28 protein-coding genes are annotated in these 24,389 nt (G+C 59.0%); 14 read left to right on the top strand and 14 right to left on the bottom strand.

Annotated elements, in window-relative coordinates:
- Positions 1–26: 26 nt before the first annotated feature.
- From ACQKEK_RS05575 to ACQKEK_RS05530, 10 genes are all read right to left on the bottom strand, one after another.
- Positions 27–299: an HPr family phosphocarrier protein gene (locus ACQKEK_RS05575; RefSeq protein WP_499141477.1), complete on the bottom strand. Its 273-nt coding sequence runs from the start codon at positions 297–299 to the stop codon at positions 27–29.
- An 8-nt stretch (positions 300–307) separates the two neighbouring features.
- Positions 308–1,165 (bottom strand): RNase adapter RapZ, encoded by an 858-nt coding sequence (gene rapZ / locus ACQKEK_RS05570; protein ID WP_064480521.1) that lies wholly within the window; start codon positions 1,163–1,165, stop codon positions 308–310.
- Positions 1,166–1,494: 329 nt separating this feature from the next.
- A complete protein-coding gene (ptsN, locus tag ACQKEK_RS05565) occupies positions 1,495–1,959 on the bottom strand; it encodes a PTS IIA-like nitrogen regulatory protein PtsN (RefSeq protein ID WP_128120048.1) in 465 nt (154 codons plus the stop codon).
- A gap of 6 nt (positions 1,960–1,965) precedes the next feature.
- A complete protein-coding gene (hpf, locus tag ACQKEK_RS05560) occupies positions 1,966–2,274 on the bottom strand; it encodes a ribosome hibernation-promoting factor, HPF/YfiA family (protein ID WP_045424707.1) in 309 nt (102 codons plus the stop codon).
- A gap of 78 nt (positions 2,275–2,352) precedes the next feature.
- Positions 2,353–3,870, bottom strand: a complete 1,518-nt coding sequence (locus tag ACQKEK_RS05555; RefSeq protein WP_499141475.1) for an RNA polymerase factor sigma-54 — start codon at positions 3,868–3,870, stop codon at positions 2,353–2,355.
- Positions 3,871–4,015: 145 nt separating this feature from the next.
- The gene (lptB, locus tag ACQKEK_RS05550; protein WP_045424713.1) at positions 4,016–4,741 is read right to left on the bottom strand and encodes an LPS export ABC transporter ATP-binding protein; all 726 of its coding nucleotides are present in this window, start codon (positions 4,739–4,741) and stop codon (positions 4,016–4,018) included.
- Complete coding sequence (lptA, locus tag ACQKEK_RS05545; RefSeq protein ID WP_045424716.1) at positions 4,741–5,289, bottom strand: lipopolysaccharide transport periplasmic protein LptA; 549 nt, start codon at positions 5,287–5,289, stop codon at positions 4,741–4,743. Before lptA ends, lptB begins: the two co-directional genes overlap by 1 nt.
- Positions 5,276–5,848: an LPS export ABC transporter periplasmic protein LptC gene (lptC, locus tag ACQKEK_RS05540; protein WP_499141473.1), complete on the bottom strand. Its 573-nt coding sequence runs from the start codon at positions 5,846–5,848 to the stop codon at positions 5,276–5,278. Before lptC ends, lptA begins: the two co-directional genes overlap by 14 nt.
- A gap of 8 nt (positions 5,849–5,856) precedes the next feature.
- Positions 5,857–6,378, bottom strand: a complete 522-nt coding sequence (locus ACQKEK_RS05535; RefSeq protein ID WP_046163080.1) for a KdsC family phosphatase — start codon at positions 6,376–6,378, stop codon at positions 5,857–5,859.
- Complete coding sequence (locus ACQKEK_RS05530) at positions 6,379–7,353, bottom strand: KpsF/GutQ family sugar-phosphate isomerase (protein ID WP_499141471.1); 975 nt, start codon at positions 7,351–7,353, stop codon at positions 6,379–6,381. It abuts the gene before it with no gap.
- A gap of 260 nt (positions 7,354–7,613) precedes the next feature.
- Between ACQKEK_RS05530 and ACQKEK_RS05525 the strand changes: the two genes are divergently transcribed.
- From ACQKEK_RS05525 to hisC, 11 genes are all read left to right on the top strand, one after another.
- On the top strand, positions 7,614–8,429 hold the full coding sequence (locus ACQKEK_RS05525) for an ATP-binding cassette domain-containing protein (RefSeq protein WP_046163078.1): 816 nt from the start codon (positions 7,614–7,616) through the stop codon (positions 8,427–8,429).
- Positions 8,422–9,219, top strand: a complete 798-nt coding sequence (mlaE, locus tag ACQKEK_RS05520) for a lipid asymmetry maintenance ABC transporter permease subunit MlaE (protein WP_128120042.1) — start codon at positions 8,422–8,424, stop codon at positions 9,217–9,219. The genes ACQKEK_RS05525 and mlaE overlap by 8 nt, the downstream gene beginning before the upstream one ends.
- On the top strand, positions 9,219–9,677 hold the full coding sequence (gene mlaD, locus ACQKEK_RS05515) for an outer membrane lipid asymmetry maintenance protein MlaD (RefSeq protein ID WP_045424730.1): 459 nt from the start codon (positions 9,219–9,221) through the stop codon (positions 9,675–9,677). The genes mlaE and mlaD overlap by 1 nt, the downstream gene beginning before the upstream one ends.
- A 10-nt stretch (positions 9,678–9,687) precedes the next feature.
- Positions 9,688–10,338, top strand: a complete 651-nt coding sequence (locus ACQKEK_RS05510) for an MlaC/ttg2D family ABC transporter substrate-binding protein (RefSeq protein WP_499141468.1) — start codon at positions 9,688–9,690, stop codon at positions 10,336–10,338.
- The gene (locus tag ACQKEK_RS05505; protein ID WP_499141466.1) at positions 10,331–10,657 is read left to right on the top strand and encodes an STAS domain-containing protein; all 327 of its coding nucleotides are present in this window, start codon (positions 10,331–10,333) and stop codon (positions 10,655–10,657) included. Before ACQKEK_RS05510 ends, ACQKEK_RS05505 begins: the two co-directional genes overlap by 8 nt.
- Complete coding sequence (locus ACQKEK_RS05500) at positions 10,657–11,139, top strand: phosphate-starvation-inducible protein PsiE (protein WP_499141464.1); 483 nt, start codon at positions 10,657–10,659, stop codon at positions 11,137–11,139. The genes ACQKEK_RS05505 and ACQKEK_RS05500 overlap by 1 nt, the downstream gene beginning before the upstream one ends.
- A gap of 99 nt (positions 11,140–11,238) precedes the next feature.
- Positions 11,239–11,478, top strand: coding sequence for a BolA family protein (locus ACQKEK_RS05495; RefSeq protein WP_045424742.1), 240 nt, complete (start codon positions 11,239–11,241; stop codon positions 11,476–11,478).
- Positions 11,479–11,580: 102 nt separating this feature from the next.
- Positions 11,581–12,846: a UDP-N-acetylglucosamine 1-carboxyvinyltransferase gene (gene murA / locus ACQKEK_RS05490; RefSeq protein ID WP_446697542.1), complete on the top strand. Its 1,266-nt coding sequence runs from the start codon at positions 11,581–11,583 to the stop codon at positions 12,844–12,846.
- A 115-nt stretch (positions 12,847–12,961) separates the two neighbouring features.
- On the top strand, positions 12,962–13,591 hold the full coding sequence (gene hisG, locus ACQKEK_RS05485; protein WP_045424748.1) for an ATP phosphoribosyltransferase: 630 nt from the start codon (positions 12,962–12,964) through the stop codon (positions 13,589–13,591).
- A gap of 131 nt (positions 13,592–13,722) precedes the next feature.
- Positions 13,723–15,033 (top strand): histidinol dehydrogenase, encoded by a 1,311-nt coding sequence (gene hisD, locus ACQKEK_RS05480; RefSeq protein WP_128120038.1) that lies wholly within the window; start codon positions 13,723–13,725, stop codon positions 15,031–15,033.
- Positions 15,034–15,151: 118 nt separating this feature from the next.
- Positions 15,152–16,207: a histidinol-phosphate transaminase gene (gene hisC / locus ACQKEK_RS05475; RefSeq protein WP_499141461.1), complete on the top strand. Its 1,056-nt coding sequence runs from the start codon at positions 15,152–15,154 to the stop codon at positions 16,205–16,207.
- A 256-nt stretch (positions 16,208–16,463) separates the two neighbouring features.
- Here hisC and algW read toward each other — a convergent pair whose 3' ends face one another.
- The gene (gene algW, locus ACQKEK_RS05470) at positions 16,464–17,621 is read right to left on the bottom strand and encodes a Do family serine endopeptidase AlgW (protein ID WP_045424755.1); all 1,158 of its coding nucleotides are present in this window, start codon (positions 17,619–17,621) and stop codon (positions 16,464–16,466) included.
- 216 nt (positions 17,622–17,837) lie between these two features.
- On the opposite strand from algW, the gene ACQKEK_RS05465 reads away from it, so the two are divergent.
- The 3 genes from ACQKEK_RS05465 to cysN all read left to right on the top strand — a co-directional run bounded on the left by ACQKEK_RS05465 (position 17,838) and on the right by cysN (position 21,602).
- Positions 17,838–18,596: a Nif3-like dinuclear metal center hexameric protein gene (locus ACQKEK_RS05465; protein WP_499141460.1), complete on the top strand. Its 759-nt coding sequence runs from the start codon at positions 17,838–17,840 to the stop codon at positions 18,594–18,596.
- A 177-nt stretch (positions 18,597–18,773) separates the two neighbouring features.
- Positions 18,774–19,691, top strand: coding sequence for a sulfate adenylyltransferase subunit CysD (cysD, locus tag ACQKEK_RS05460; RefSeq protein WP_463287431.1), 918 nt, complete (start codon positions 18,774–18,776; stop codon positions 19,689–19,691).
- Between the two features lie 12 nt (positions 19,692–19,703).
- Positions 19,704–21,602: a sulfate adenylyltransferase subunit CysN gene (gene cysN / locus ACQKEK_RS05455; RefSeq protein WP_499141459.1), complete on the top strand. Its 1,899-nt coding sequence runs from the start codon at positions 19,704–19,706 to the stop codon at positions 21,600–21,602.
- 418 nt (positions 21,603–22,020) lie between these two features.
- Here cysN and ACQKEK_RS05450 read toward each other — a convergent pair whose 3' ends face one another.
- From ACQKEK_RS05450 to ACQKEK_RS05440, 3 genes are all read right to left on the bottom strand, one after another.
- Positions 22,021–22,458 (bottom strand): YtoQ family protein, encoded by a 438-nt coding sequence (locus ACQKEK_RS05450; RefSeq protein WP_499141457.1) that lies wholly within the window; start codon positions 22,456–22,458, stop codon positions 22,021–22,023.
- 200 nt (positions 22,459–22,658) lie between these two features.
- Positions 22,659–23,555, bottom strand: a complete 897-nt coding sequence (locus ACQKEK_RS05445; protein ID WP_499141456.1) for an ABC transporter ATP-binding protein — start codon at positions 23,553–23,555, stop codon at positions 22,659–22,661.
- Positions 23,552–24,388, bottom strand: a complete 837-nt coding sequence (locus tag ACQKEK_RS05440; protein ID WP_499141454.1) for a hypothetical protein — start codon at positions 24,386–24,388, stop codon at positions 23,552–23,554. Before ACQKEK_RS05440 ends, ACQKEK_RS05445 begins: the two co-directional genes overlap by 4 nt.
- Between the last annotated feature and the right edge of the window lies 1 nt (position 24,389).

Below are 24,389 nucleotides of genomic sequence, written 5' to 3'. Positions count from 1 at the left end.
TTGTTATCGGCCGCGTTTGCTGCTTGCTATTCGCCTTCTTCGAAATAGTCTTCGATCAGGGCGATCAGCGCCTGGAGCGCTTCATGCTCCTGCTCGCCCTCTGTCTGCACGTGCAAACGGGTGCCTTTACTGGCAGCGAGCATCATCACCGCCATGATGCTTTTGCCATCTATGAGGCTGGAGGGGCAGCGCCCCAACCGGATCTCGCAAGGGAATCGATTAGCAACGCCGACAAACTTGGCAGCTGCCCGGGCATGCAGACCGAGCTTGTTGATGATGGTGATTTCGCACGACGGCATGTGTATTCCTAAGCCAGGTCGCGGTGGCGGACCTGGACGTTCTTTAGAGGTGCGCGCAGCGCATGACCGAGCCGCTCGGCCAGATAGACCGAGCGGTGGTGCCCACCGGTGCAGCCAATGGCGACCGTGACATAGGCGCGGTTGCTGGCGGCGAAGCGGGGAAGCCATTTGCTCAAGTAGGCCAGGATGTCTTGGAACATTTCCTCGACGTCCGTTTGTGCAGCGAGATAATCGACAACAGGCTGATCCAGCCCCGAAAAATCGCGCAAATCGGCCTTCCAGTAAGGATTCGGCAGGCAACGCACATCGAATACCAGATCGGCGTCAACCGGCATGCCACGTTTAAAGCCAAAGGACTCGAAGAGAAAAGCTGTACCCGGCTCTGGCTTGTCCAGCAGGCGAAGCTTCAGCGTGTCTCGCAGCTGATAAAGATTCAGGTGTGTGGTGTCGATCTTCAGGTCGGCGTGATCGATGATAGGCGCCAGAAGCAGTTCTTCGTCACGGATGGCTTCGGCCAGGGAGCGGTTCTGGTTGGTCAGCGGATGCCGCCTACGGGTCTCCGAAAAGCGCTTAAGCAATGTCTCGTCGGCGGCATCGAGATACAGTACATCGCACTGGATATACCGGGCACGGACATCTTCGAGTAGCTCGGGAAAGCGTTTTAGTTGACTCGGCAGGTTGCGCGCATCGATAGATACCGCGACTTGTGGCTGCAGCAGCTCTGTGTGCAACAGTGCCCTTTCTGCCAGCTCTGGCAGAAGGCCGGCGGGAAGGTTGTCGATACAGTAGAAACCATTGTCTTCAAGGACATTTAGCGCAGTGCTTTTGCCCGACCCAGAGCGCCCACTGACGATGATCAACCGCATCGAACTGTTCCATTCAGCAAGGCTTGGCCTCGAAAACCTATTTTCGCGTCGCGCCGGCAGGGTGTGTATTGGCAGATAAGGGGCACGTTTCTTTCCTCACTCAGCGTAGGGCGACAGAATATTGCTCTGTCCTAGCAGGCTGTTGGGAAACTACTCGAGTAGACATGTCTCGTTAAAACAGCCACGGCCTCGACCCCAGCCAGAACGCATCGATAGCCAATCAAGGTGCGTTTTTCGGTCTGTTAACCTCGGTCCAGCCTTAGGCTTTGTTCCTGGGAATCCGGTGGTTGGGATTGCCAGCCACCGCTTATGTTGTCCCGGACGGCCAACTAACGACCGTTCTGAATATCCATCACAGCCTGATACAGTTCCTGTCCCGACGTGGTCCCGCGCAGCCGTTCACGGACCTCTTCGCGATCCAGCATGCTGGCAATCTGGCGAAGCAGCTCCAGATGTTCATCGGTGGCTGCTTCTGGCACCAGCAATACGAACAATAGATCGACGGGAGCGCCGTCGATTGCATCGAAATCTACTGGTGTATCGAGTCTCAGCACTGCACTGAGCGGCGATGTGCAGCCGGGCATACGGCAGTGCGGGATAGCAATGCCATTGCCGAAGCCGGTTGAGCCAAGCTTCTCGCGGGCGATGAAGCTTTCAAAGATCGCTTGGCTATCAAGATCTGGCAGATCCCCACCAAGCACCTTGGCGATCTGCTCCAGTACGCGCTTCTTGCTGCCGCCCGGTACGCCCACTAGGGCGCGGCCGGGGGTTAGGATATTTTCGATTCGGATCATGATGGGTTAGCGAGCCAGGGCGCCCTGATGGTGGTCGAGCTGTTTTTCTTTGTGCTTGATGAGCTGCCGATCGAGCTTGTCCGCAAGCAGATCGATCGCAGCGTACATGTCGCTGTGCTCGGCGTTAGCGACAACTTCGCGGCCAGCTACATGTAAGGTCGCTTCGGCCTTCTGCCTCAGCTTCTCGACTTGAAGAACGACTTGAATGGCGATGATGCGATCGAAATGCCGTTCTAACCGCTCGAATTTCTCTTCGACGTAGTCACGCAGGGGTTCTGTGATTTCCAGGTGAAGGCCAGTGATGTTGACTTGCATACTGCATCTCCTTTTTGCCACATGCGGATTGGTGGGCAGCAAGCCCGCCATCGGAAGAACTCGACCAGTGCTCTGGTGTTACATCAGCCGCTTGCGCTCGCTGGATGGCGCGATACCGAGTGATTCGCGGTACTTTGCGACGGTGCGGCGTGCGACCTGAATCCCCTGTTCCTCCAGTAGACCAGCGATCTTGCTGTCGCTCAATGGCTTTTTCTGGTTTTCCGCGGCCACCAGTTTCTTGATGATTGCGCGGATGGCGGTGGACGAGCACTCGCCGCCTTCGGCAGTGCTCACATGGCTCGAAAAGAAATATTTGAGTTCATAGATGCCCCGGGGCGTGTGCATGAACTTTTGCGTCGTGACCCGCGAAATGGTCGACTCATGCATACCCACCGCTTCGGCGATGTCGTGCAGCACTAGCGGCTTCATGGCTTCGTCGCCGTGCTCGAAAAAGCCCCGCTGATGCTCGACGATCTGGGTGGCCACCTTCATCAGCGTTTCGTTGCGGCTGAGCAGGCTTTTGATGAACCAGCGTGCTTCTTGCAGCTGGTTTCGCATGAAGGTGTTATCCGCGCTTGAATCGGCCCGTTTGACGAACCCGGCGTATTGCGCGTTTACCCTCAGGCGCGGCATTGCCTCCTGATTCAGTTCCACCAACCAGCGGCCATTGTGCTTGCGCACGATAACGTCAGGCACCACATATTCGGGCTCACCCGCTTCGATCTGAGAGCCGGGACGTGGATTGAGCGTTTGAATCAAGTCGATGATCTGGCGCAGTTCGTCTTCTTTGAGCTTCATCCTGCGCATCAGCAAGCTGTAATCGCGCCCGCCAAGAATATCCAGGTGGTCACTCACCAGCCGGATGGCCTCACTCAGCCACTCGGTGCGTTCGGGCAGTTGACGAAGCTGCAACAACAAACACTCGCGTAGATCCCGCGCACCTATACCTGCGGGCTCGAATTGTTGGATGCGGCGCAGAACCACTTCGATCTCATCGAGTTCGATTTCAAGTTCTGGATCGAAGGATTCGAGGACTTCTTCAAGCGTTTCGTCGAGATAACCCTGTGGATTGATGCAATCGATCAGGGTGGCCGCGATGAGACGGTCGGTATCGCTCATCGGGGCAAGGTTGAGTTGCCAGAGCAGGTGGCTTTGCAGGCTTTCGCCACTGGACGTGCGGCTGGTGAAATCCCACTCATCGTCATCGCTGCTCGGCAAGCTGCTGGCGCTGGTCTGATAGACGTCTTCCCAAGCGGTGTCTACCGGCAGCTCATTTGGGATGCGGTCGCCCCAGTCGCCTTCTTCGAGGTTCTCCACCGTGTTGATGGGCTCCTCGTAATTGTTGTCCGGCTCGCTTTGCACGGTTGAGTCAGTCGAAGGGCTTTCGCTTTTCTTTTCGACAGACTCGGCCATCGGATCGGAGTTGTCGAAATCATCCCCGTCTTCTTCGCGCTCGAGCATGGGATTGGAATCCAGCGCTTCCTGAATCTCTTGTTGGAGATCAAGCGTGGATAGCTGGAGCAATCGTATGGCTTGTTGCAGCTGCGGTGTCATCGTCAGCTGCTGGCCCATCTTCAGGACTAGCGATGGTTTCATGGCAGAGGACTTCGAACCTTTTTTGCCGGCGCAACCGCGCCTGTTCCGATTTCGCTGGCGCCGCGCGCCCGTGTAAGCAAATTATATGCCTGCCATTGAAGCCTTTGCCTAGCCCTGTAGGTTCGTCCGGGCAGAAAAAACGACTTCAAAGTCGGAATTCGTGTCCCAGATAGACTTCCTTGACCAGCTGGTTGGCCAAGATGGTCTCTGCGTCGCCTTCGGCGATCAATTGACCGTCGTTGACGATGTAGGCGGTTTCGCAGATATCCAGCGTTTCGCGGACGTTGTGATCGGTGATCAGTACGCCGATGCCCTTGGCCTTCAGGTGATGAATAATCTGCTTGATGTCGCCGACCGAGATCGGGTCGACGCCTGCGAAGGGTTCGTCAAGAAGAATGAACTTGGGTGCCGTGGCCAGGGCGCGGGCTATCTCGACGCGGCGTCGTTCGCCACCGGACAGGCTCATGCCGAGGCTGTCACGGATGTGGTGAATGTGAAACTCCTGCAGCAGGCCTTCGAGGGCTTGTTGCCGACCGCTGCGATCAAGGTCCTTGCGCGTTTCCAGGATCGCCATAATGTTGTCGGCTACCGACAGCTTGCGAAAGATCGAGGCTTCCTGCGGCAGATAGCCAATACCGGCTCGGGCTCGGCCGTGCATGGGCAGGTGCGTCACGTCCTGGTCGTCGATCAGGACCCGGCCCTGATCCGCTTTTACCAAACCGACGATCATGTAGAAGCAGGTGGTCTTGCCGGCACCATTTGGGCCCAGCAGGCCCACGATCTGGCCGCTTTCGATGGAGAGACTGACATCACGCACGACCTGACGACTCTTATAGCTCTTAGCTAAATGCTGGGCCTTGAGAATTGCCATTACTCGGTCTGCTCCGTTGCCGGCTGATCTTTATTACGCGGCTGGATGACCATGTCCACACGAGGGCGTGGCGTGGTGACATCAGTATTGGTGGCGCGACCAGCATTGACGATCTGCCGCTGGGTGTCATAGACGATCTTTTCGCCTTCGAAAGTGTTGCCTTCCTGCACGACCTTGGCCTGGTCGATCAGCACGATCCTTTCGTTCGCGGCGAAATACTGGATGGTTAGCCCATAGGCCTTGACGATTTCCTTGTCTACCGCCGGTTTCTGCTCGTAGTAGGCCGGCTTGCCGATGGCGGTGAAAACCTCGACATCACCGTTTTCGTCCTGGGTGATGGTGACCGTGTCGCCAGTAATTTTCATGGTGCCTTGGGTGATGACCACATCGCCGCGATACACGGCGACGCCCTGTCGGTCGTCCAGTTCGGCGGTGTCGGCCTGCACACGGATAGGCTGGTTGCGGTCCTCTGGGAGCGCATGGGCGTTCGAACCGAGCAGGAAGATAGTCAAACCGATCAAAAGGGGGAGGGTCTTAACGCAGCTCATGCTGGCCTCTTACGTTGGATAGCAGGAGCATCCTGCCTTCATCTAGATACGCTTTCATGCCCGTAGCGGTCGTTACACCGTTTGCGGCGATGATTCTAACGGGTTGGCGGGTCTCGGCATAATCCTTCTCGGGGAGCACCGTCATCCTGCTGGTGGTAATGATCGTCGGGCGGCCTTTGGCGTCATTGCGTTCGATCCTGACGTTATCGATCAGCTCGACTTGCTCGCCCTGCGGGCCCACTTCGCCGCGCTCGCTGGTGACGTGCCACGGTAGCTCGGAACCTCGAAAGGAACGAAGGTCGGGGCGGGTCAGCAAGCTGACATCGCTGGCCTTGATATGCTCCACCTTTTCGGCAGTCAGCTCATAGTTGCGCTTGCCGTCCGGCTGGTATTGCACGGTGCGGGAGTTGGTGACGTAGAAGTCGATGGGCGACTCTTTGGCCTGGGTCGCTGGTGCGTCCTGCATGAAGCTCTCGGGGCGAATGTTCCAGTAGCCAATCGCGATCAGAAGCAGGGCGATGAATAGCAGAATGACGGGGAAGCGGAGTCTGCTTAGCATGGATGCCTCTAGAGGTAAGCGGTCTGAGCGGCTTCGAGGCTGCCCTGGGCTCGCATGATCAGTTCGCAGAATTCTCGCGCCGCGCCCTCGCCACCACGGGCGGTGGTGACGCCGTGAGCATGCTGACGAACGAAAGCGTCGGCACTGGCGACCGCCATGCCAAGGCCTACCCGGCGAATCACCGGCAGGTCTGGTAGGTCATCACCGAGATACGCGACCTCGGCGTAGTCCAGGCCGAGTTCGCCGAGCAATTCATCAAGCACCACGAGCTTGTCTTCACGCCCCTGATAAAGGTGCTGGATGCCCAGGTTTTGCGCCCTGCGTTCAACTACCGGCGTCTTGCGGCCGCTGATGATCGCGGTGCGTACGCCGGAATTGATCAGCATCTTGATGCCGTGGCCGTCGAGTGTGTTGAAGGTCTTGAACTCGCTGCCATCGACAAGGAAGTACAGTTTGCCGTCGGTGAGTACGCCATCGACATCGAATATGGCCAAGCGAATGTCGCGGGCACGCCGTAATAAGTCGTTCACTTACATCACTCCTGCGCGCAACAGATCGTGCATGTTCAACGCGCCAATCGGTCGGTCGTTTTCATCAACCACCACGAGCGCGTTGATCTTGTTGTCTTCCATAATTTTCAGTGCTTCGGCAGCAAGCATGTCGGCGTGAGCGGTCTTGCCATGCAGTGTCATGACCTGATCGATGCTGGCTTGACGAATGTCGATGCCCTTGTCCAGCGTGCGGCGCAAGTCGCCGTCGGTGAAGATCCCCGCCAGGCGGCCGTCTGCCTCTACCACGGCCGTCATCCCAAGTCCTTTCTGGGTCATTTCCAACAGGGCCTCGCGGAGGGATGTGCCACGATTGATCAGCGGCAGGCGATCACCGGCGTGCATCACATGCTCGACCTTCAGCAGTAGGCGTCTGCCCAAAGCGCCGCCCGGATGTGAGAAGGCGAAATCCTCGGCAGTAAAGCCACGCGCTTCCAGCAGCGCAATCGCCAGCGCATCACCCAGTACCAGGCTGACGGTCGTCGATGAAGTCGGTGCCAGGTTCAGGGGGCAGGCCTCGATGGCGACGCTGGCGTCGATGTTGACCTCTGCCGCCTTTGCGAGCACTGACTCGGGGTTGCCCGTCATGCTGATCAAGGTGATGCCGAGGCGCTTGATCAACGGCAGCAAGGTGACGATCTCGCTGGTGGTTCCCGAATTGGAAAGCGCCAGCACCACGTCATCATGCGTGATCATTCCCATGTCGCCATGGCTGGCCTCGGCCGGATGGACGAAGAACGCCGTGGTGCCGGTGCTGGCGAGCGTGGCGGCGATCTTATTGCCGATATGCCCAGACTTGCCCATGCCGACGACGACGACTCGGCCCTTACTCTGAAGGATCAGCTCGCAGGCTTTGACGAAGTGCTCATTGATGCGTGTGCTGAGCTGTTCCACCGCCTCCATTTCCATGCGGATGGTGCGTTGGGCAGTCTCGATCAACTGGCTGCTCTGGCTCATGTATGGGTCATCGCCTGAATGAAAACGCGGGATTATAGCGGTAAACCGGACGCCGCTCACTGAAAAGCGTGGCGCGGATCGTCGCGTTTGAAGCTGAACCCAGGCTGAACGAATGTGCGCTCGCTCATGCAACGACACAGAGACCAGCTTGGGGTGCACATGGGGCGGTGCTATAGTTCGCGCCGCCAAAAACGGCTCTGCGAAGTATCTCCGAAAGAACGGGGGGCGTCTGATTCGCAAGCTGTATCCGAGGAGATCCGATGAGCGCCGCCAACGCTAACGCCGTCGAGCTGAAGGGTGTGACCTTCAAGCGCGGTGAGCGGAGCATTTTCAATAACGTCGACATTGTCATTCCCCGCGGCAAGGTGACGGCCATCATGGGCCCTTCCGGCTGTGGCAAGACTACGTTGCTGCGCCTGATCGCCGCCCAACTCAAACCGACCCGCGGTGAAGTCTGGGTGTCTGGAACCAATTTGCCGACGCTGTCGCGTCGCGAGCTGTTCGACATGCGCAAGCAGATGGGCGTGCTGTTCCAGAGCGGCGCCTTGTTCACGGACCTAGATGTGTTCGAGAACGTCGCCTTCCCGCTACGCGTCCATACCAAGCTGCCCGAAGAGATGATTCGCGACATCGTGCTGATGAAGCTGCAGGCGGTTGGCTTGCGTGGGGCAGTCGAGCTGATGCCAGAAGAGCTGTCGGGAGGAATGAAGCGACGGGTGGCGCTTGCGCGTGCGATCGCGCTCGACCCGCAGATCCTGATGTACGACGAGCCGTTTGCGGGGCAGGACCCCATTGCAATGGGCGTTCTGGTACAGCTGATTCGATTGCTAACCGACGCGCTGGGAATCACCAGTATCGTCGTCTCCCACGACCTGGCCGAAACCGCGAGCATCGCTGACTACATCTACGTGGTGGGCGACGCCCAGGTATTGGGGCAGGGGACGCCGGCGGAGCTTCACGAATCGACCAATCCGCGGATTCGGCAATTTATGAAAGGGGCCGCGGATGGTCCGGTACCGTTCCATTTTCCGGCGCCGGCCTATGCCGAGGATCTTTTGCGAGGCTCAGATGCGTAAGCGTTCTTTGATCGAGCGTGTCCGCCTGGTAGGTGAGGCTGGAATGAACGTAGTCGCGGCTCAGGGGCGCGCGACGTTGTTTCTTTTTCACGCATTGTTTGGCCCCAGCGGGTTGGACGGTCGTTTTTCTCTGCTGATCAAGCAGTTGTATTCGATTGGCGTGCTGTCTCTCGCGATTGTCGTGGTCTCTGGGGTGTTCATTGGCATGGTCTTGGCTCTCCAGGGCTATAGCATTCTCAGCAGTTATGGCTCCGAGCAGGCCGTGGGGCAAATGGTGGCGCTGACACTGCTGCGCGAATTGGGGCCAGTGGTCACGGCATTGCTGTTTGCCGGGCGTGCGGGCTCGGCGCTGGCGGCCGAGATCGGCAACATGAAGTCCACTGAGCAGCTATCCAGCCTGGAGATGATCGGTGTCGACCCGTTGAAGTACATCGTTGCGCCGCGGTTATGGGCCGGCTTCATATCGCTTCCTTTGCTCACCGTAATCTTCAACGTCGTCGGCATCTGGGGCGGCGCCATGGTTGCGGTGGACTGGCTCGGCGTCTATGAAGGCTCGTTCTGGGCCAACATGCAGAACAGTGTCACCTTCTCTACCGATGTGTTGAACGGCGTCATCAAAAGCATGGTGTTTGCCGTCGTGGTGACCTGGATCGCGGTATTTCAGGGCTACGACTGCGAACCGACGTCCGAAGGGATCAGTCGCGCCACCACCCGAACCGTGGTTTACGCCTCGTTGGCAGTACTCGGTCTCGACTTTATTCTGACCGCTTTGATGTTTGGAGATTTCTGATGCGTATCCGCACCCTGGAAATAGGTGTTGGTCTGTTTCTGCTAGCGGGCGTTCTGGCCTTGCTGCTGCTGTCGCTGCGGGTCAGCGGTCTGAACGTCGCCAGTACCGATACTTACAAGCTGTACGCCTATTTCGACAATATTGCCGGTTTGAGTGTCCGATCCAAGGTCACCATGGCTGGTGTGACCATCGGCAAGGTGACGGCGATCGATCTGGATCGCGAAAGCTATACCGGACGTGTCACCCTGGAAGTTCAGAAAGACGTCGACATCCTGCCGACCGACTCCACCGCTTCTATCCTGACTGCCGGGTTGCTCGGCGAGAAATACATTGGCATCAGCGTCGGTGGCGAAGAGGAAACACTCGGCGACGGCGACACGATCCGCGATACCCAGTCGTCGTTGGTGCTGGAAGAGCTGATCGGCAAGTTTCTACTCAATTCAGTCAATAAAGAGTGAGGTGCAACCCATGATGACTGCCCTGCGTCGCGGCTTGCTGGTGCTGCTGGCTGCCTTTCCCCTCCTGGCTCAGGCGGCGCCCAGCGCCCATGAAGTGATCCAGCGCACCACTGATGAATTGCTTGCTGATCTCAAGGCGAACAAGGAGCAGTACCGGCAGGATCCAAGCGCATTTTACGAGTCGCTCAACGATATTCTGGGGCCGGTGGTGGATGCCGAAGGAATTTCACGGAGCATCATGACAGTGAAGTACTCGCGTAATGCGAGCCCTGCCCAGATGACTCGCTTTCAGGAAAACTTCAAACGCAGCCTGATGCAGTTCTACGGAAATGCGCTGCTGGAATACAACAATCAGCAGATCAAGGTCCTTCCCGCCAGCGGCAAGCAGGACCCGGACCGCACCAGTGTCGGTATGGAAGTGACGGGTCGTCAGGGCGAGATTTATCCCGTGTCCTACACCATGGTCAATCATGATGGGGTTTGGATGGTTCGCAACGTCATCATCAACGGAATCAATATCGGCAAGCTGTTCCGAGATCAATTTTCCGATGCGATGCAGAAGAACAATGGCGATCTGGATAAGACCATCGATGGTTGGGCGGAGGTAGTGGCGCGAGCGAAGGACACCGAAGCGGGTCAACGGGCGGCGGGCGATGAGTGACGGACGGGTTGAGCGGGGCGCTGACGGCGAGATTCGCCTGTCGGGCGTGCTCGACTACCAGTCCGGCCCAGCCTTGCGTCGACAGGGGCAGGCGCTGATTCGTCAGGCCAAGGGTGCGCGCGTGTCGGTCGATTGCTCCGCGGTTGAACGATCCAGTAGCGTCGGCTTGTCTTTGCTTTTGGCCTTCACCCGGGATGTGCAGAAACAGGGCGATGAGCTTGTTATTACTGGTTTGCCCGCTGACATGCGGGAGCTAGCGCGGGTATCCGGTCTTCTGGATGTTCTTTCGCTGGCGGACGAAACAGAAGGAGCTGTGTAATGTTGCTGCGCTGGGCGGAAGCGACGCGGGCCAAGGTGCACTTGGCCGCTGAGTCGTTGGGTAACCTTCTGGTCGAGACCTTTCACTACCTTTCGCTGTTCGCGATCGGTGCCGTCACCGCCTGGGCGGGGTTGGTTGCGTTTCTGGGCATGGTCGAGAAAGGCAGCATCAGCGTTGATGACATTCTGCTGCTATTCATCTATCTCGAGCTCGGTGCGATGGTGGGTATCTACTTCAAGACCAACCACATGCCGGTGCGCTTTTTGATCTATGTGGCGATCACCGCATTGACCCGACTGCTGATCTCCGATGTCTCGCACCACCACCGTCCGGATATGGGTGTCGTCTATATTTCCGGAGCGATCCTGCTGCTGGCGGTGGCTATTCTGGTGGTGCGCTTCGCGTCATCTCGTTTCCCCGCGGTGGCGCCCAGCAGCCGACATCCGCAGCGGCGCGGCGCCGATGCCGAAACGCTCGACTGAATGCAGCTTCGTCAGTCAGCGAGGCTTCGGGGTTCGCAGCCTCCGGGCTTTTTTGTATGATGACCGGCCGTGCGCGTCCGGCGCCGATCGAGGTTGAACATGCAGGCCGTAGAAGTTAAGAATTTTCTGGAAGAGAAGCTTTCAGGTGCTCAGGTGGAAGTCGAAGGCGAGGGCTGCAACTTCCAATTGAATGTGATCAGCGACGAGTTGGCGGGCATGAGTCCGGTCAAGCGTCAGCAACAGATTTATGCTCATCTGAATCCGTGGATCGCCGACGGCAGCATCCACGCCGTTACGATGAAATTCTTCAGCCGTGCCGACTGGCTTGCGCGTGGCTGATCGCCGGTCATAACAGGCATCTCTACAGTCCGTGCGCGACCGTCAAAATCGTGCGCGACTCTTCTTCGCCAGTGCTTCGAGCCTGCGGTAACGGGAACATTCATGGATAAATTGATCATCACCGGCGGTGCCCGCCTCAACGGCGAGATCCGCATCTCCGGCGCCAAGAACTCGGCCCTTCCGATTCTGGCCGCTACCTTGCTCGCCGATACTCCGGTAACCGTCTGCAACCTGCCGCACTTGCACGACATTACCACCATGATCGAGCTGTTCGGTCGCATGGGTGTGCAGCCGGTCATTGACGAAAAACTCAGCGTTGAAGTCGACGCCAGCAGCATCCAGACGCTGGTCGCGCCGTACGAACTGGTCAAGACCATGCGTGCTTCGATCCTGGTTCTGGGGCCAATGGTGGCTCGGTTCGGCGAAGCCGAGGTGGCCCTGCCCGGCGGCTGTGCCATCGGCTCACGTCCGGTGGATTTGCACATACGTGGCCTGGAGGCAATGGGCGCACAAATCGACGTCGAAGGCGGTTACATCAAGGCCAAGGCGCCAGCTGGCGGCCTGCGCGGTGCGCACTTCTTCTTCGATATAGTCAGCGTGACCGGTACCGAGAACATCATGATGGCGGCGGCATTGGCCAATGGTCGTTCTGTGCTGGAGAACGCTGCGCGTGAGCCTGAGGTGGTCGACCTGGCCAACTTCCTCAACGCCATGGGCGCACAAGTATCCGGCGCCGGTACCGACACCATCACCATCGACGGTGTGAAGCGCCTGGGTGGCGGCCGTTATAGCGTGATGCCTGATCGCATCGAGACGGGCACCTACCTGGTGGCCGCTGCCGCCACTGGCGGGCGCGTAAAACTCAAGGATACCGATGCGACGCTGCTCGAGGCGGTGTTGCACAAGCTCGAAGAGGCTGGTGCCCACATCGACACCGGGAGCAACTGGATCGAGCTGGACATGAAGGGCAATCGGCCAAAAGCGGTGAATGTCCGCACAGCGCCTTATCCTGCGTTTCCGACCGATATGCAGGCGCAGTTCATTGCCATGAACGCGATCGCTGAAGGCACTGGGACGGTTATCGAGACGGTGTTCGAGAACCGCTTCATGCATGTTTACGAAATGAATCGCATGGGTTCGCAGATTCTTGTCGAGGGCAATACCGCTATCGTGACCGGCGTACCCAAGCTCAAGGGTGCTCCGGTCATGGCGACCGACCTGCGCGCGTCAGCGAGCCTGGTCATCGCGGGCCTGGTGGCTGAGGGCGATACGCTGATCGACCGCATCTACCACATCGACCGCGGTTACGAATGCATCGAGGAAAAACTGCAATTGCTGGGCGCTAAGATTCGTCGCGTACCGGGCTAACTGACGGAATAGGCTAGGGTTGCCGGCTCGGTTTTGGCAGCCCACCGCCGAGGTCTGCAATTGTCCGGGCCGATGTCAGGGTCGCCATCAATAGGCTTCAAGGAATAAACCGTTCATGCTCACCATCGCCCTGTCCAAAGGCCGCATCCTCGACGATACGCTGCCGCTGCTCGCCGCCGCCGGTATCGTCCCCACCGAGAATCCTGAAAAAAGCCGCAAGCTGATCATTCCGACTACGCAAGATGATGTGCGTCTGCTGATCGTGCGTGCCACGGATGTACCGACCTATGTCGAGCACGGCGCTGCGGACCTTGGCGTCGCGGGCAAGGACGTGCTGATGGAATACGGCGGGCAAGGGCTTTACGAGCCACTGGACCTGCGAATCGCCAACTGCAAGCTGATGACCGCCGGAAAGGTCGGTGCAGCAGAGCCCAAGGGGCGTCTGCGGGTTGCGACAAAATTCGTCAACGTCGCCAAGCGCTACTACGCCGAGCAAGGGCGGCAGGTCGACATCATCAAGCTTTACGGCTCGATGGAGCTCGCGCCTCTGGTGGGGCTGGCAGACAAGATTATTGACGTCGTCGACACCGGTAATACGCTGCGCGCCAATGGTTTGGAGCCTCAGGAACTGATCGCCATGATCAGCTCGCGCCTAGTGGTCAACAAGGCCTCAATGAAGATGCAGCATGCGCGCATCCAGGCCCTGATCGATGCGCTCCAAAGCGCCATTGCCCACCACGAGTAATCAACGGCCGGGCGGTAGAAGGCCGGCCAGCCTATCCGCGTCATAGCCTAAATATCCAGGTGCCCGCGCGGTCGGCTTGTTAGTCTAGGGCGCCTGGCTATCGCTGTACTCATCCCTTCATGAGGCCCGTTATGATCACTCCCATCGACATCCGCCGACTCAACGCAGCTGATCCCGATTTCGCGCGACACCTGGATCATCTGTTGAGCTGGGAAAGCGTGTCCGATGATGGTGTCAATCAGCGTGTGCTGGAGATTATCAAGGCCGTCCGCGAGCGTGGCGATGCCGCACTGGTAGAGCTGACCCAGCGCTTTGACGGCCTTGAAGTCGCCTCCATGGCTGACCTCATCCTGCCGCGTGAGCGGCTTGAGCTGGCGCTTACACGGATCAGCCCGGCCCAGCGCCAGGCGCTGGAAGCTGCCGCTGAACGTGTCCGCCTCTATCATGAAAGGCAAAAGCAGGACTCCTGGACCTACACCGAAGCTGACGGCACCGTGCTTGGTCAGAAAGTCACGCCGCTTGATCGCGCGGGCCTATACGTGCCAGGTGGCAAGGCATCGTATCCATCGTCAGTGCTGATGAACGCCATCCCTGCGAAGGTTGCAGGGGTGCCGGAGGTCGTGATGGTGGTCCCCACTCCGCGCGGTGAAATCAACGAACTGGTGCTGGCTGCTGCGTGCATCGCTGGCGTCGACCGGGTCTTCACCATCGGTGGGGCTCAGGCTGTCGCTGCGCTGGCCTACGGAACTGAAAGCGTCCCGCCGGTGGACAAGATTGTCGGGCCAGGCAACATCTATGTCGCGACGGCCAAGCGCCACGTATTCGGCAAGGTCGGTATCGATATGATCGCAGGCCCCTCCGAGATTCTGGTGGTGTGCGACGGCCAGACCGATCCCGACTGGATCGCCATGGATCTGTTTTCCCAGGCCGAGCACGACGAAGATGCGCAGTCGATCCTCGTCAGCCCGGATGCAGCTTTCCTCGACCGGGTCGCTGAGAGCATCTCCCGTTTGCTGCCGACCCTTGAACGTAGCGAAATTGCTCGCGCCTCGCTGCAGGGGCGTGGGGCATTGATTCAGGTTGCTGACATGCAGCAAGCGATTGATGTCGCTAATCGCATCGCGCCCGAGCACCTCGAGCTATCAGTGGCTGATCCCGATGCGTGGCTGCCGCAGATTCGACATGCGGGAGCGATTTTCATGGGGCGTTACACAGCCGAGGCGTTGGGCGATTACTGCGCTGGGCCGAATCATGTCCTGCCAACCTCGGGCACTGCGCGATTCTCGTCGCCCTTGGGCGTGTACGATTTCCAGAAGCGCTCCTCGATCATCAACTGTTCGGCTGAAGGTGCATCCGAGCTGGGCAAGATCGCCTCGGTACTCGCGCGGGGTGAGTCTCTTACCGCCCACGCACGCAGCGCCGAGTACCGAATCAAGGGGTAACTGTAACCAAGCGGAGCGGATGAGGCTTCGCTTGTTCTGTCTTGCCACCCGACCGGTAGGGAACGCCTCACCGATTCCACCGGCGGCAATCGATCATTTTCTGAGGAGAGAAGGGCGGATGAGCAAATTCTGGAGCCCCTTCGTAAAAGAGCTAGTTCCCTATGTGCCCGGTGAGCAGCCGAAGCTGACCAATCTGGTCAAGCTCAACACCAATGAGAACCCCTACGGCCCTTCGCCCAAGGCGCTCGCAGCGATGCAAGCCGAGTTGACCGACAACTTGCGGCTGTATCCGGACCCGAACGGTGAGCGACTCAAGCGCGCCGTCGCTGATTACTATCACGTCCGGCCGGACCAGGTTTTCGTCGGCAATGGTTCGGACGAGGTACTGGCCCACGTCTTTCACGGGCTCTTCCAGCATGGCAAGCCGCTGCTGTTTCCCGACGTAACCTACAGCTTCTACCCGGTCTATTGCGCCCTGTATGGCATCGCCTACGAGGCTATCGCGCTGGATGACAAGTTTCAGATTGAGGTGGCCGATTACGCTCGGCCAAACGGGGGAATAATTTTTCCCAATCCCAACGCGCCGACAGGTTGCCTGCTGCCGCTTGAGGCCATCGAGCGGCTGCTGCAGAAAAACCCCGATTCGGTCGTTGTGGTCGATGAAGCCTATATCGACTTCGGCGGTGAGTCGGCAATCGCATTAGTGGATCGTTACCCGAACCTGCTGGTTACCCAGACATTATCCAAATCTCGCTCGCTGGCAGGGCTGCGTGTCGGTCTGGCGGTAGGGCATCCGGATCTGATTGAGGCGCTGGAGCGCATCAAGAACAGTTTCAACTCCTACCCGCTGGACCGCATCGCCATTGCCGGCGCTGCGGCTGCGTTCGAAGACCGCGCTTATTTCGAGCAAACCTGCCAGAAGGTGATCGCCAGCCGCGAAGCCTTGACGGTTGCGATGCAGGCGTTAGGCTTTGAAGTGCTGCCCTCGGCAGCGAACTTCATCTTCACCCGGCATCCGCAGCGCGACGCTGCTGCGCTGGCAGCCGGGCTTCGCGAACACGGCGTTATCGTGCGGCACTTCAAGCAGGGGCGCATCGAACAGTTTCTGCGGATCAGTATTGGGGCGCCGGAGCAGAATCAGGCATTACTCGATGCGCTAAAGCACATCGGCTAATCCGGCGCGCTGCAAGCGTCCTGTCACATGCAGCTGCTACCTCCGGTCGGTGTTAGCAGCGGCCAGTTTGAGCGTATCGTTGTTCTCCGAACACTCTGCTCGGCATAGACCGGGCAGCAGTGTTCCGTTTCTACAGTGATCTCCCTGCTCAATTGAATTTCCGCTACGGTTTTCGCCTCATTGCGAACGCAAAGCCTGGGTCTGCTCGAGAGTCGAGTACGCCCACTCCGCTTGATTGCTTGGCCGAACGAGCGGGCTATTGCGGAGCTTTCTCCACCAGTGGCCGCATGCCCACCTCGGCTGTCAGCGTCAGCGGCTTGCCGTTACGCAGAATGTCGATATCGATTTTGTCCCCCGGTCGCACCTGGGCAACCTGGTTCATTGAACTGCGACCATCGCTTGCCTGCGCACCATCGATGCTGAGGATGAGGTCGCCCGGCAGCAAACCGGCGCGTTCAGCCGGCCCATCGCGGTAGACACCGGCAACAACGATTCCGGGTCGACCGGCTTGGCCGAAGGACTCTGCCAGTTCCGGTGTGAGCGATTGCACCTCGACTCCCAGCCAGCCGCGAATGACCTGGCCATGCTCGATGATGGATTTCATCACGTCCATGGCTAGCTTCACTGGGATGGCGAAGCCGATGCCCTGTGATCCGCCGGACTCGGAAATGATTGCCGTGTTGATGCCGATCAGGTGGCCGGCGGTATCCACCAGCGCACCACCCGAGTTACCGCGGTTGATCGCCGCGTCAGTCTGGATGAAGTCCTCATAGGTATTAAGACCCAGCTGGTTACGGCCGGTTGCGCTGATGATGCCCATCGTCACGGTTTGCCCCACGCCGAACGGATTACCGATCGCCAGCGTCACGTCCCCGATGCGAATGCCATCCGAGCGGCCGATGGTGATCGCAGGCAGGTCCGCCAGGTCGATCTTGAGTACCGCTAGATCGGTTTCAGGGTCGCTGCCGATTACCCGTGCCAGGGTTTCCCGACCATCGCGCAATGCCACGACGATTTGTTCCGCATTCGCCGTGACGTGGTTGTTGGTCAGCAGGTAGCCTTCCGGGCTCATGATCACCGCCGAGCCCAGGCTCGATTCCATGCGGCGTTGACGCGGCAGGTTGTCCCCGTAGAAGCGCCGGAACAGCGGATCGTCCTTGAGCATGGGCGGCTGGCTGGCGCTATCGATAACCTTGGTGGTGTAGAGATTAGCTACTGCGGGCGCAGCGCTGCTGACTGCGTTGGCATAGGAGTAGGGGCCTTGCTGGGGGATGCCGATCAGCGGCGCTTGCTGCAGGCTGTACTCCGGCTCGGCGCCGAGCCCTACCAGATGCGGGTAGCGCTGAATGATCAGCAGGGCCACTAGCAGGCCTACCAGCAACGGCCAGCCAAAAAAACGCAGGGCATTGATCATCGCGATGGGACGTCCGAGCAGGTTGCGGAAGGCGAGAGCGCCTCTTAAGGTGGCGGCATTATACGAAGCTGGCCGTGAAATGCAGCCTTGCCGGCCGCAAATCTGCAACGCACCGTCTAGAGCGGTTAATCCGCAACATTTTCTGATGTTTGTCTCGTCTGTTTTTTTGCAAATGACGCCGCTTTCTAGTCACTGATCCCGTAGGAGGATGCTTGCATGGCCGTCGCGCTGACCACCCTGGTCGATGAATCCGACCGCTTCCTGAACGCCGCGAAGATTCCTGATTATTGTCCTAACGGCTTGCAGGTGGAGGGGCGCCCGCAGGTACAGCGCATCGTCAGCGGCGTCACCGCTAGCCAGGCGTTGCTGGATGCGGCCGTCGAGGCGCAAGCCGATGTGGTGCTGGTACACCACGGCTATTTCTGGAAGAACGAAGATCCGCGTGTAGTCGGGATCAAGCAGCGCCGGCTGAAAACCCTGCTCAGCAATGATATCAGTTTGCTTGCCTATCACCTGCCACTCGACGTCCATCCCGAGGTGGGTAACAACGTGCAGTTGGCGCGCCTGCTCGGGTTGACCGTTGAGGGCGCTTTGGAGCCGGATAATCCTCGCTCGGTCGGGCTTGTGGGTGCCCTCGATACGCCGCTTACGCCGGCTGATTTCATGCGTCGGGTTCACGCTGCGCTTGGGCGTGAGCCGCTGATGGTCGAAGGTCCGGGCTTGATCAGGCGGATCGCCTGGTGTACTGGCGGTGCACAGGGCTATATCGATCAAGCGGTAACCGCAGGCGTCGATGCGTACCTGACGGGAGAAATTTCAGAGCCCACTGTGCATATCGCACGCGAAAACGGACTGAGCTTTTTCGCCGCCGGTCATCACGCCACTGAGCGGTATGGCGTTCAGGCCCTGGGTGAACATCTGGCGAAGCGGTTCGCCATCGAGCATCTGTTCATCGATTGCCCGAACCCCGCTTGACGCGTCGCCTTCGAAGGCTGCGGGGCTGTGTGATTCGAAAAGTAGGGAGGGTTTCGCTCGGCATAAAGCTAGAGCTTTTAGATCTAACAGGCGTCCTGATTAGAATCTAATGCCGTGCTAAAGTTGCGCCTCGTTCCGGCCGTGCCGGCCGTCCCATCTGCAAATTCGTGAGTAGCCATGGTCGACAAACTGACGCATCTGAAACAGCTGGAGGCGGAAAGCATCCACATCATCCGTGAGGTGGCCGCCGAGTTCGATAATCCGGTGATGCTCTATTCCATCGGTAAGGATTCGGCCGTGATGCTGCATCTGGCGCGCAAGGCCTTCTTCCCTGGGCGTCTGCCGTTTCCGGTGATGCACGTGGATACGCGCTGGAAGTTCCAGGAGATGTACCGGTTCCGCGAGCAGATGGTCAACGAGATGGATCTGGATCTGATCACCCACATCAACCCGGATGGCGTGGCGCAGAACATCAACCCGTTCACCCATGGCAGCGCCAAGCACACCGATATCATGAAAACCGAGGGCCTCAAGCAGGCGCTCGACAAGCATGGCTTCGATGCAGCTTTCGGCGGCGCGCGGCGTGACGAAGAAAAGTCCCGCGCCAAGGAACGCGTCTATTCGTTCCGTGACAGCAAGCACCGCTGGGACCCGAAGAATCAGCGTCCTGAGCTGTGGAACGTCTACAACGGCAACGTGAAGAAGGGCGAATCCATCCGCGTCTTCCCCTTGTCGAACTGGACCGAGCTGGATATCTGGCAATACATCTATCTGGAACAGATCCCGATTGTGCCCTTGTATTACGCTGCCGAGCGCGAGGTTATCGAGAAGAACGGTACGCTGATCATGATCGACGACGAGCGCATCCTCGAGCACCTCACCGACGAGGAGAAGGGACGCATCGAGAAGCGCATGGTCCGCTTCCGTACTCTTGGCTGCTACCCATTGACCGGTGCGGTGGAATCTACGGCGTCAAGCCTTCCCGAGATCATCCAGGAAATGCTCCTGACGCGTACTTCCGAACGTCAGGGCCGTGTCATCGACCACGATGGCGCAGGTTCGATGGAAGAAAAGAAACGTCAGGGCTACTTCTAAGGATTCTGCACCATGTCTCATCAATCTGATTTGATCAGCGAGGACATCCTCGCGTACCTGGCGCAGCACGAGCGCAAAGAGCTCCTGCGCTTTCTCACTTGCGGCAACGTCGACGACGGCAAGAGCACCCTGATCGGGCGGCTGCTGCACGACTCGAAGATGATCTATGAAGATCACCTTGAAGCGATCACCCGCGATTCGAAGAAATCCGGCACCACGGGCGATGACGTCGACCTGGCGCTGCTGGTCGACGGCCTGCAGGCCGAGCGCGAGCAGGGCATCACCATCGATGTTGCCTACCGCTACTTCTCCACTGCCAAGCGCAAATTCATCATTGCCGACACCCCCGGTCATGAGCAGTACACGCGCAACATGGCCACCGGCGCCTCGACCTGCGACCTGGCGATTATCCTGGTCGACGCCCGCTACGGCGTGCAGACCCAGACCAAGCGCCACAGCTTTATTACCTCGCTGCTGGGCATCAAGCACATCGTCGTGGCCATCAACAAGATGGACCTGATGGACTTCGACCAGTCCGTATTCGAGCGCATCAAGGCCGATTACCTGGCCTTTGCCGAACGTATCGAGCTCAAACCGTCGTCTCTGCACTTTGTGCCGATGTCCGCGCTCAAGGGCGATAACGTGGTCAACCGTTCCGAGCGCGCGCCTTGGTATGAAGGGCAGTCGCTGATGGAGATTCTCGAGAGCGTCGAGATCGCCGGCGACCGCAATTTCGACGACCTGCGCTTCCCCGTGCAGTACGTCAACCGTCCCAACCTCAACTTCCGTGGCTTTGCTGGCACGCTGGCAAGCGGCATCGTGCGCAAGGGCGATGAAATCGTTGTGCTGCCGTCCGGCAAGCGCAGCACGGTCAAATCCATCGTGACCTACGACGGCGAGCTTGAGCAGGCGACACCAGGCGAAGCGATCACGCTGACGCTGGAAGACGAGATCGACGTGTCCCGTGGCGACATGCTCGTGCATGCCGACAACCTGCCGCGCATCACTGACAGTTTCGACGCCATGCTGGTTTGGATGGCCGAGGAGCCGATGCTGCCCGGCAAGAAATACGACATCAAACGCGCCACCAGCTACGTGCCCGGCTCTATTGCCAGCATCACCCATCGTGTGGACGTGAACACGTTGGAGCATGGCCCGGCCAGTAGCTTGCAGCTCAATGAGATCGGTCGAGTTAAGGTCAGCCTGGACGCGCCGATTGCGCTGGACGGCTATGCGAGGAATCCGGCTACCGGCTCGTTCATCATCATCGACCGCCTCACCAACGGCACCGTCGGCGCGGGCATGATCATTGCGGACCCGGTCGGCCATGGCTCTTCAGGTCATCACGGTGCGCTGGCTCATGTATCCACCGAAGAGCGTGCAAGCCGTTTCGGTCAGCAGCCCGCTACTGTGCTGTTCACCGGCCTGTCCGGCGCCGGCAAGAGCACGCTGGCCTATGCGGTTGAGCGCAAGTTGTTCGACATGGGCCGCGCTGTGTATGTGCTGGATGGCCAAAACCTGCGTCACGACCTAAACAAGGGGCTGCCGCAGGACCGTGCTGGGCGGACCGAAAACTGGCGCCGTGCCGCCCATGTGGCGCGTCAGTTCAACGAGGCCGGTCTGCTGACCCTCGCCGCGTTCGTCGCTCCAGATGCCGAAGGTCGCGAACAGGCCAAGGCGTTGATCGGCACCGATCGGGCTATCACCGTTTATGTTCAGGCTTCACCGCAGGCCTGCCAGCAACGCGATCCGCAGGGACTATATGCGGCTGGTGGCGACAACATTCCGGGTGAGTCCTTCCCCTATGATGTGCCTGGCAATGCCGATCTGGTAGTCGATACCGAATCGATGACGGTGGAAGAGGGCGCCAGGCAAGTGATTGGTCTGCTGCGTAAGCGTGGAGCCATCTAAGCGAGCTATCTGTCGCAACGAAGCGCTCTGCAGAAGCAGGGCGTTGAGGCTGACGAACCCCGCCCACTGGCGAGGTTTTGTATTTGGGCAGTGTGGTGTATTGGGTGTCTCGTCTCGGAGAGAGGCGCAAGACATTGATGGGGCTTCGGTCCGCTTCGCCGCGGGTCGCGCCTCCCACAAAAAAGCAGTCCGTTGTTTTGCTTTGTGGACGGGCTGGCCCAGCGCACCCATTGGCTCACCGACTGCACTCGCCGCGACGTAGCCACTCCAAAGATCGTGACGCACAGGTCGTTTGGTGGGAGGCCCGCCCCGGGGCGAAGATTTTTAGCTTATCGGTCCCTAATTTTCTGTAGATGAAGGCCTTGTTCGTCATGCGGGAAGTGTTTCGCGAACCGACCGAAACCCGCCTTTAACCCGGCTATCGCACCACATATCTCAAGATTTCCACGACCTGTTCGGTGGTGGTAGCCCACGCCATGGCAGCCGCATCGACCTCCTTCAGCGGGTGCACGATGTCGGCGTCATGCAGCGTGACATAAGGCTTGCCCAGCGCCGCGCAATAACCGGCATCGAACGCCGCGTTCCACTGCTTGTACTTGTCGCCAAAACGCACCACCACAAGGTCCGCTTGCTGGATTAGCGTCTTGGTGCGGATTGCATTGACCTTGGACGACTTGTGGTCGCGCCAGAAGGCGTTGGGCTCGGCGCCTAGGCAATCGCCGGCGGCGTCACTGGCTTCGTGATCGGTTACGGCTGAGGCGAATCGCACATCCAATCCGGCTGCGGCGGCGCCACGCTTGATCTCGTCGCGCCAGTCGGTGTGAATTTCGCCGGACAGGTAAACGGTAAAGCTCATGAATCCTCCTGATGTCTTTGGCTACGCTGCTCTTTGGCAAAGAGGGCTCGATGCTAGCCCGTCGGGCGCCTCAAGGCCAACTACTGGCAAAGCTCGGCGGATGATCAAGCTTTTGTAGGAGGCGCGCCCTCGCGGCGAAAGCGGCCTAAGGTCGGCGAAACCAGGTGCATCCCGCAAAAAGGCGCTCTGTACGATTGCGTCTACGAAGCCTCGGCGAGAATGCGGAAGAACACAGTCTCCAGCGATACGGCAGGCTTGACGGTCAGCAGATGGCCACCAGTGTTACCCAACTGCGCGATGGCAGCCGGAAGCTGGCTTTGTGCAAGCTCGCACTCGAACTCGCCAGGCCGAAGTGTGATGCACGCTGGCGTAAGCGACTGATCCGCCTGGTAACGCAGGATAAAACAGTCAGCGCGCTCAGCAGCCAATTCGCGCGGCGAGCGAACCGTGACCAGCTGGCCCTTGTTGATAAAGCCGAAACGGTCGGCAATGCGCTCCACGTCATGCAGGACATGAGAAGTGAAGAATATTGCGCCACCTTGTTTCTTGTATTCATTGAGGATCTCGACCACATCCTTGCGGCCCACCGGGTCAAGGCCGGACAGCGGCTCGTCGAGAATCAGCAGGCGTGGCTCGACAGCCATGGCATGTGCCAGCGCGACCCGCTGTGCGTTGCCTTTGGAGAGCTCGCGCATCCGCCGTTTACCGGTGCCGTCCACGGAGAATCGCTCCAGCCACTGCAAACACCAGGCATCCGCATCGCTGCGCTTGATGCCATACATGGAAAGGCCCATGCGGAGTATTTCCAACGGCGTGAATTGGTCGTACAGCGCCGGCGCTTCCGGCACATAGGCCATGCCCTGGCGGGCTTCGGCCCGGCGGGCATCAATGCCGTAAAGCGTCACGTTGCCCTGGTAGTCGTTGATGATGTCCAGCATGATCTTGATCGTGGTGGACTTGCCGGCGCCGTTGGGGCCGACAAAGCCGAACACCTCGCCTTCGGCCAAGCTGAAGCTTACATCCCGCACAGCCTGAACCTGTTTGCCCTTGGCTCGGTAGGTATGGCTGACACCCTTAAACTCTACGGCTGCGCTCAAGGCTGTTCCTCCAATCCGGCAATCTTCAGTTTTTTCAGTTCGATGTGCCCATCACGCAATTCGTAGCCGAGGCGCAAGGGGTCCGCTGGCAAATTGTCGATCAGGTGCTGTTCGACCAGTTGCTCAAGCGCTATCAGCGAACCATGTTTGTCTTCATAGCGGCGTTGCGCCTCGCGCAGCGCGATCAGACCCTGAAGGCGAACAACGCGCTTGTCGAGCATATCTCGCAGCTTTGGGTCGGCTGCGCTGTCACGTTGTTGAATCAGGTAGTTGAGTGCCAGGTGTTCGTCGTCGAACTGCTCGGCGCGCAGCATCACCGCTAGTTTGCGCATAGCGGCGGCGTTCTGCGGAGAGCGCTCTGCACCAATCTCCAAAACCCGCGCGGCTTCTTCGTTGTTGTGCTGGAAGAACGAGAGGTTGATGCCATAGAAGAAGGGCGGGATTTCATCCCAGAAACGACACTCGACGGCCGCACGCAAAACGTCATTGCCTTCTTCGACCGCTCCGCCCCAGGTCAGCAGACCGTTTGCTAAATAGTAGTTGTCTTCATGGCAGGGGTTGAGCCGAGCAACCTCACGCTGAGCGCGGACCAGATAGCCGGTGTCAACGCCGCGGTCGTCCATGCCAGTGGCAGCCAGGCGCATAGTTTCAAGGTCTGCCGCTAGAAAGCGGTCGCCGCCATGAAGCGCGATTAGCAGTGGTGCAGGAATCACTACTCGGTCGGTGAAGAATTGCGGTGTCAGTGCCACTGGTTGCTGCGCGCGCCAGGTGGCGAACCCGGCGAACAGAGCGAAACTAAGCAGGGCAATCGATAGTGAGCGGCGCCTGTGCATA

This window comes from Pseudomonas sp. NPDC077408 (genome assembly GCF_050269105.1).
In the GTDB taxonomy this organism is placed as follows: domain Bacteria; phylum Pseudomonadota; class Gammaproteobacteria; order Pseudomonadales; family Pseudomonadaceae; genus Stutzerimonas.
The sequence above is the reverse complement of the archived record's forward strand: the minus strand, read 5'-3'. Positions and strand labels throughout refer to the sequence as shown.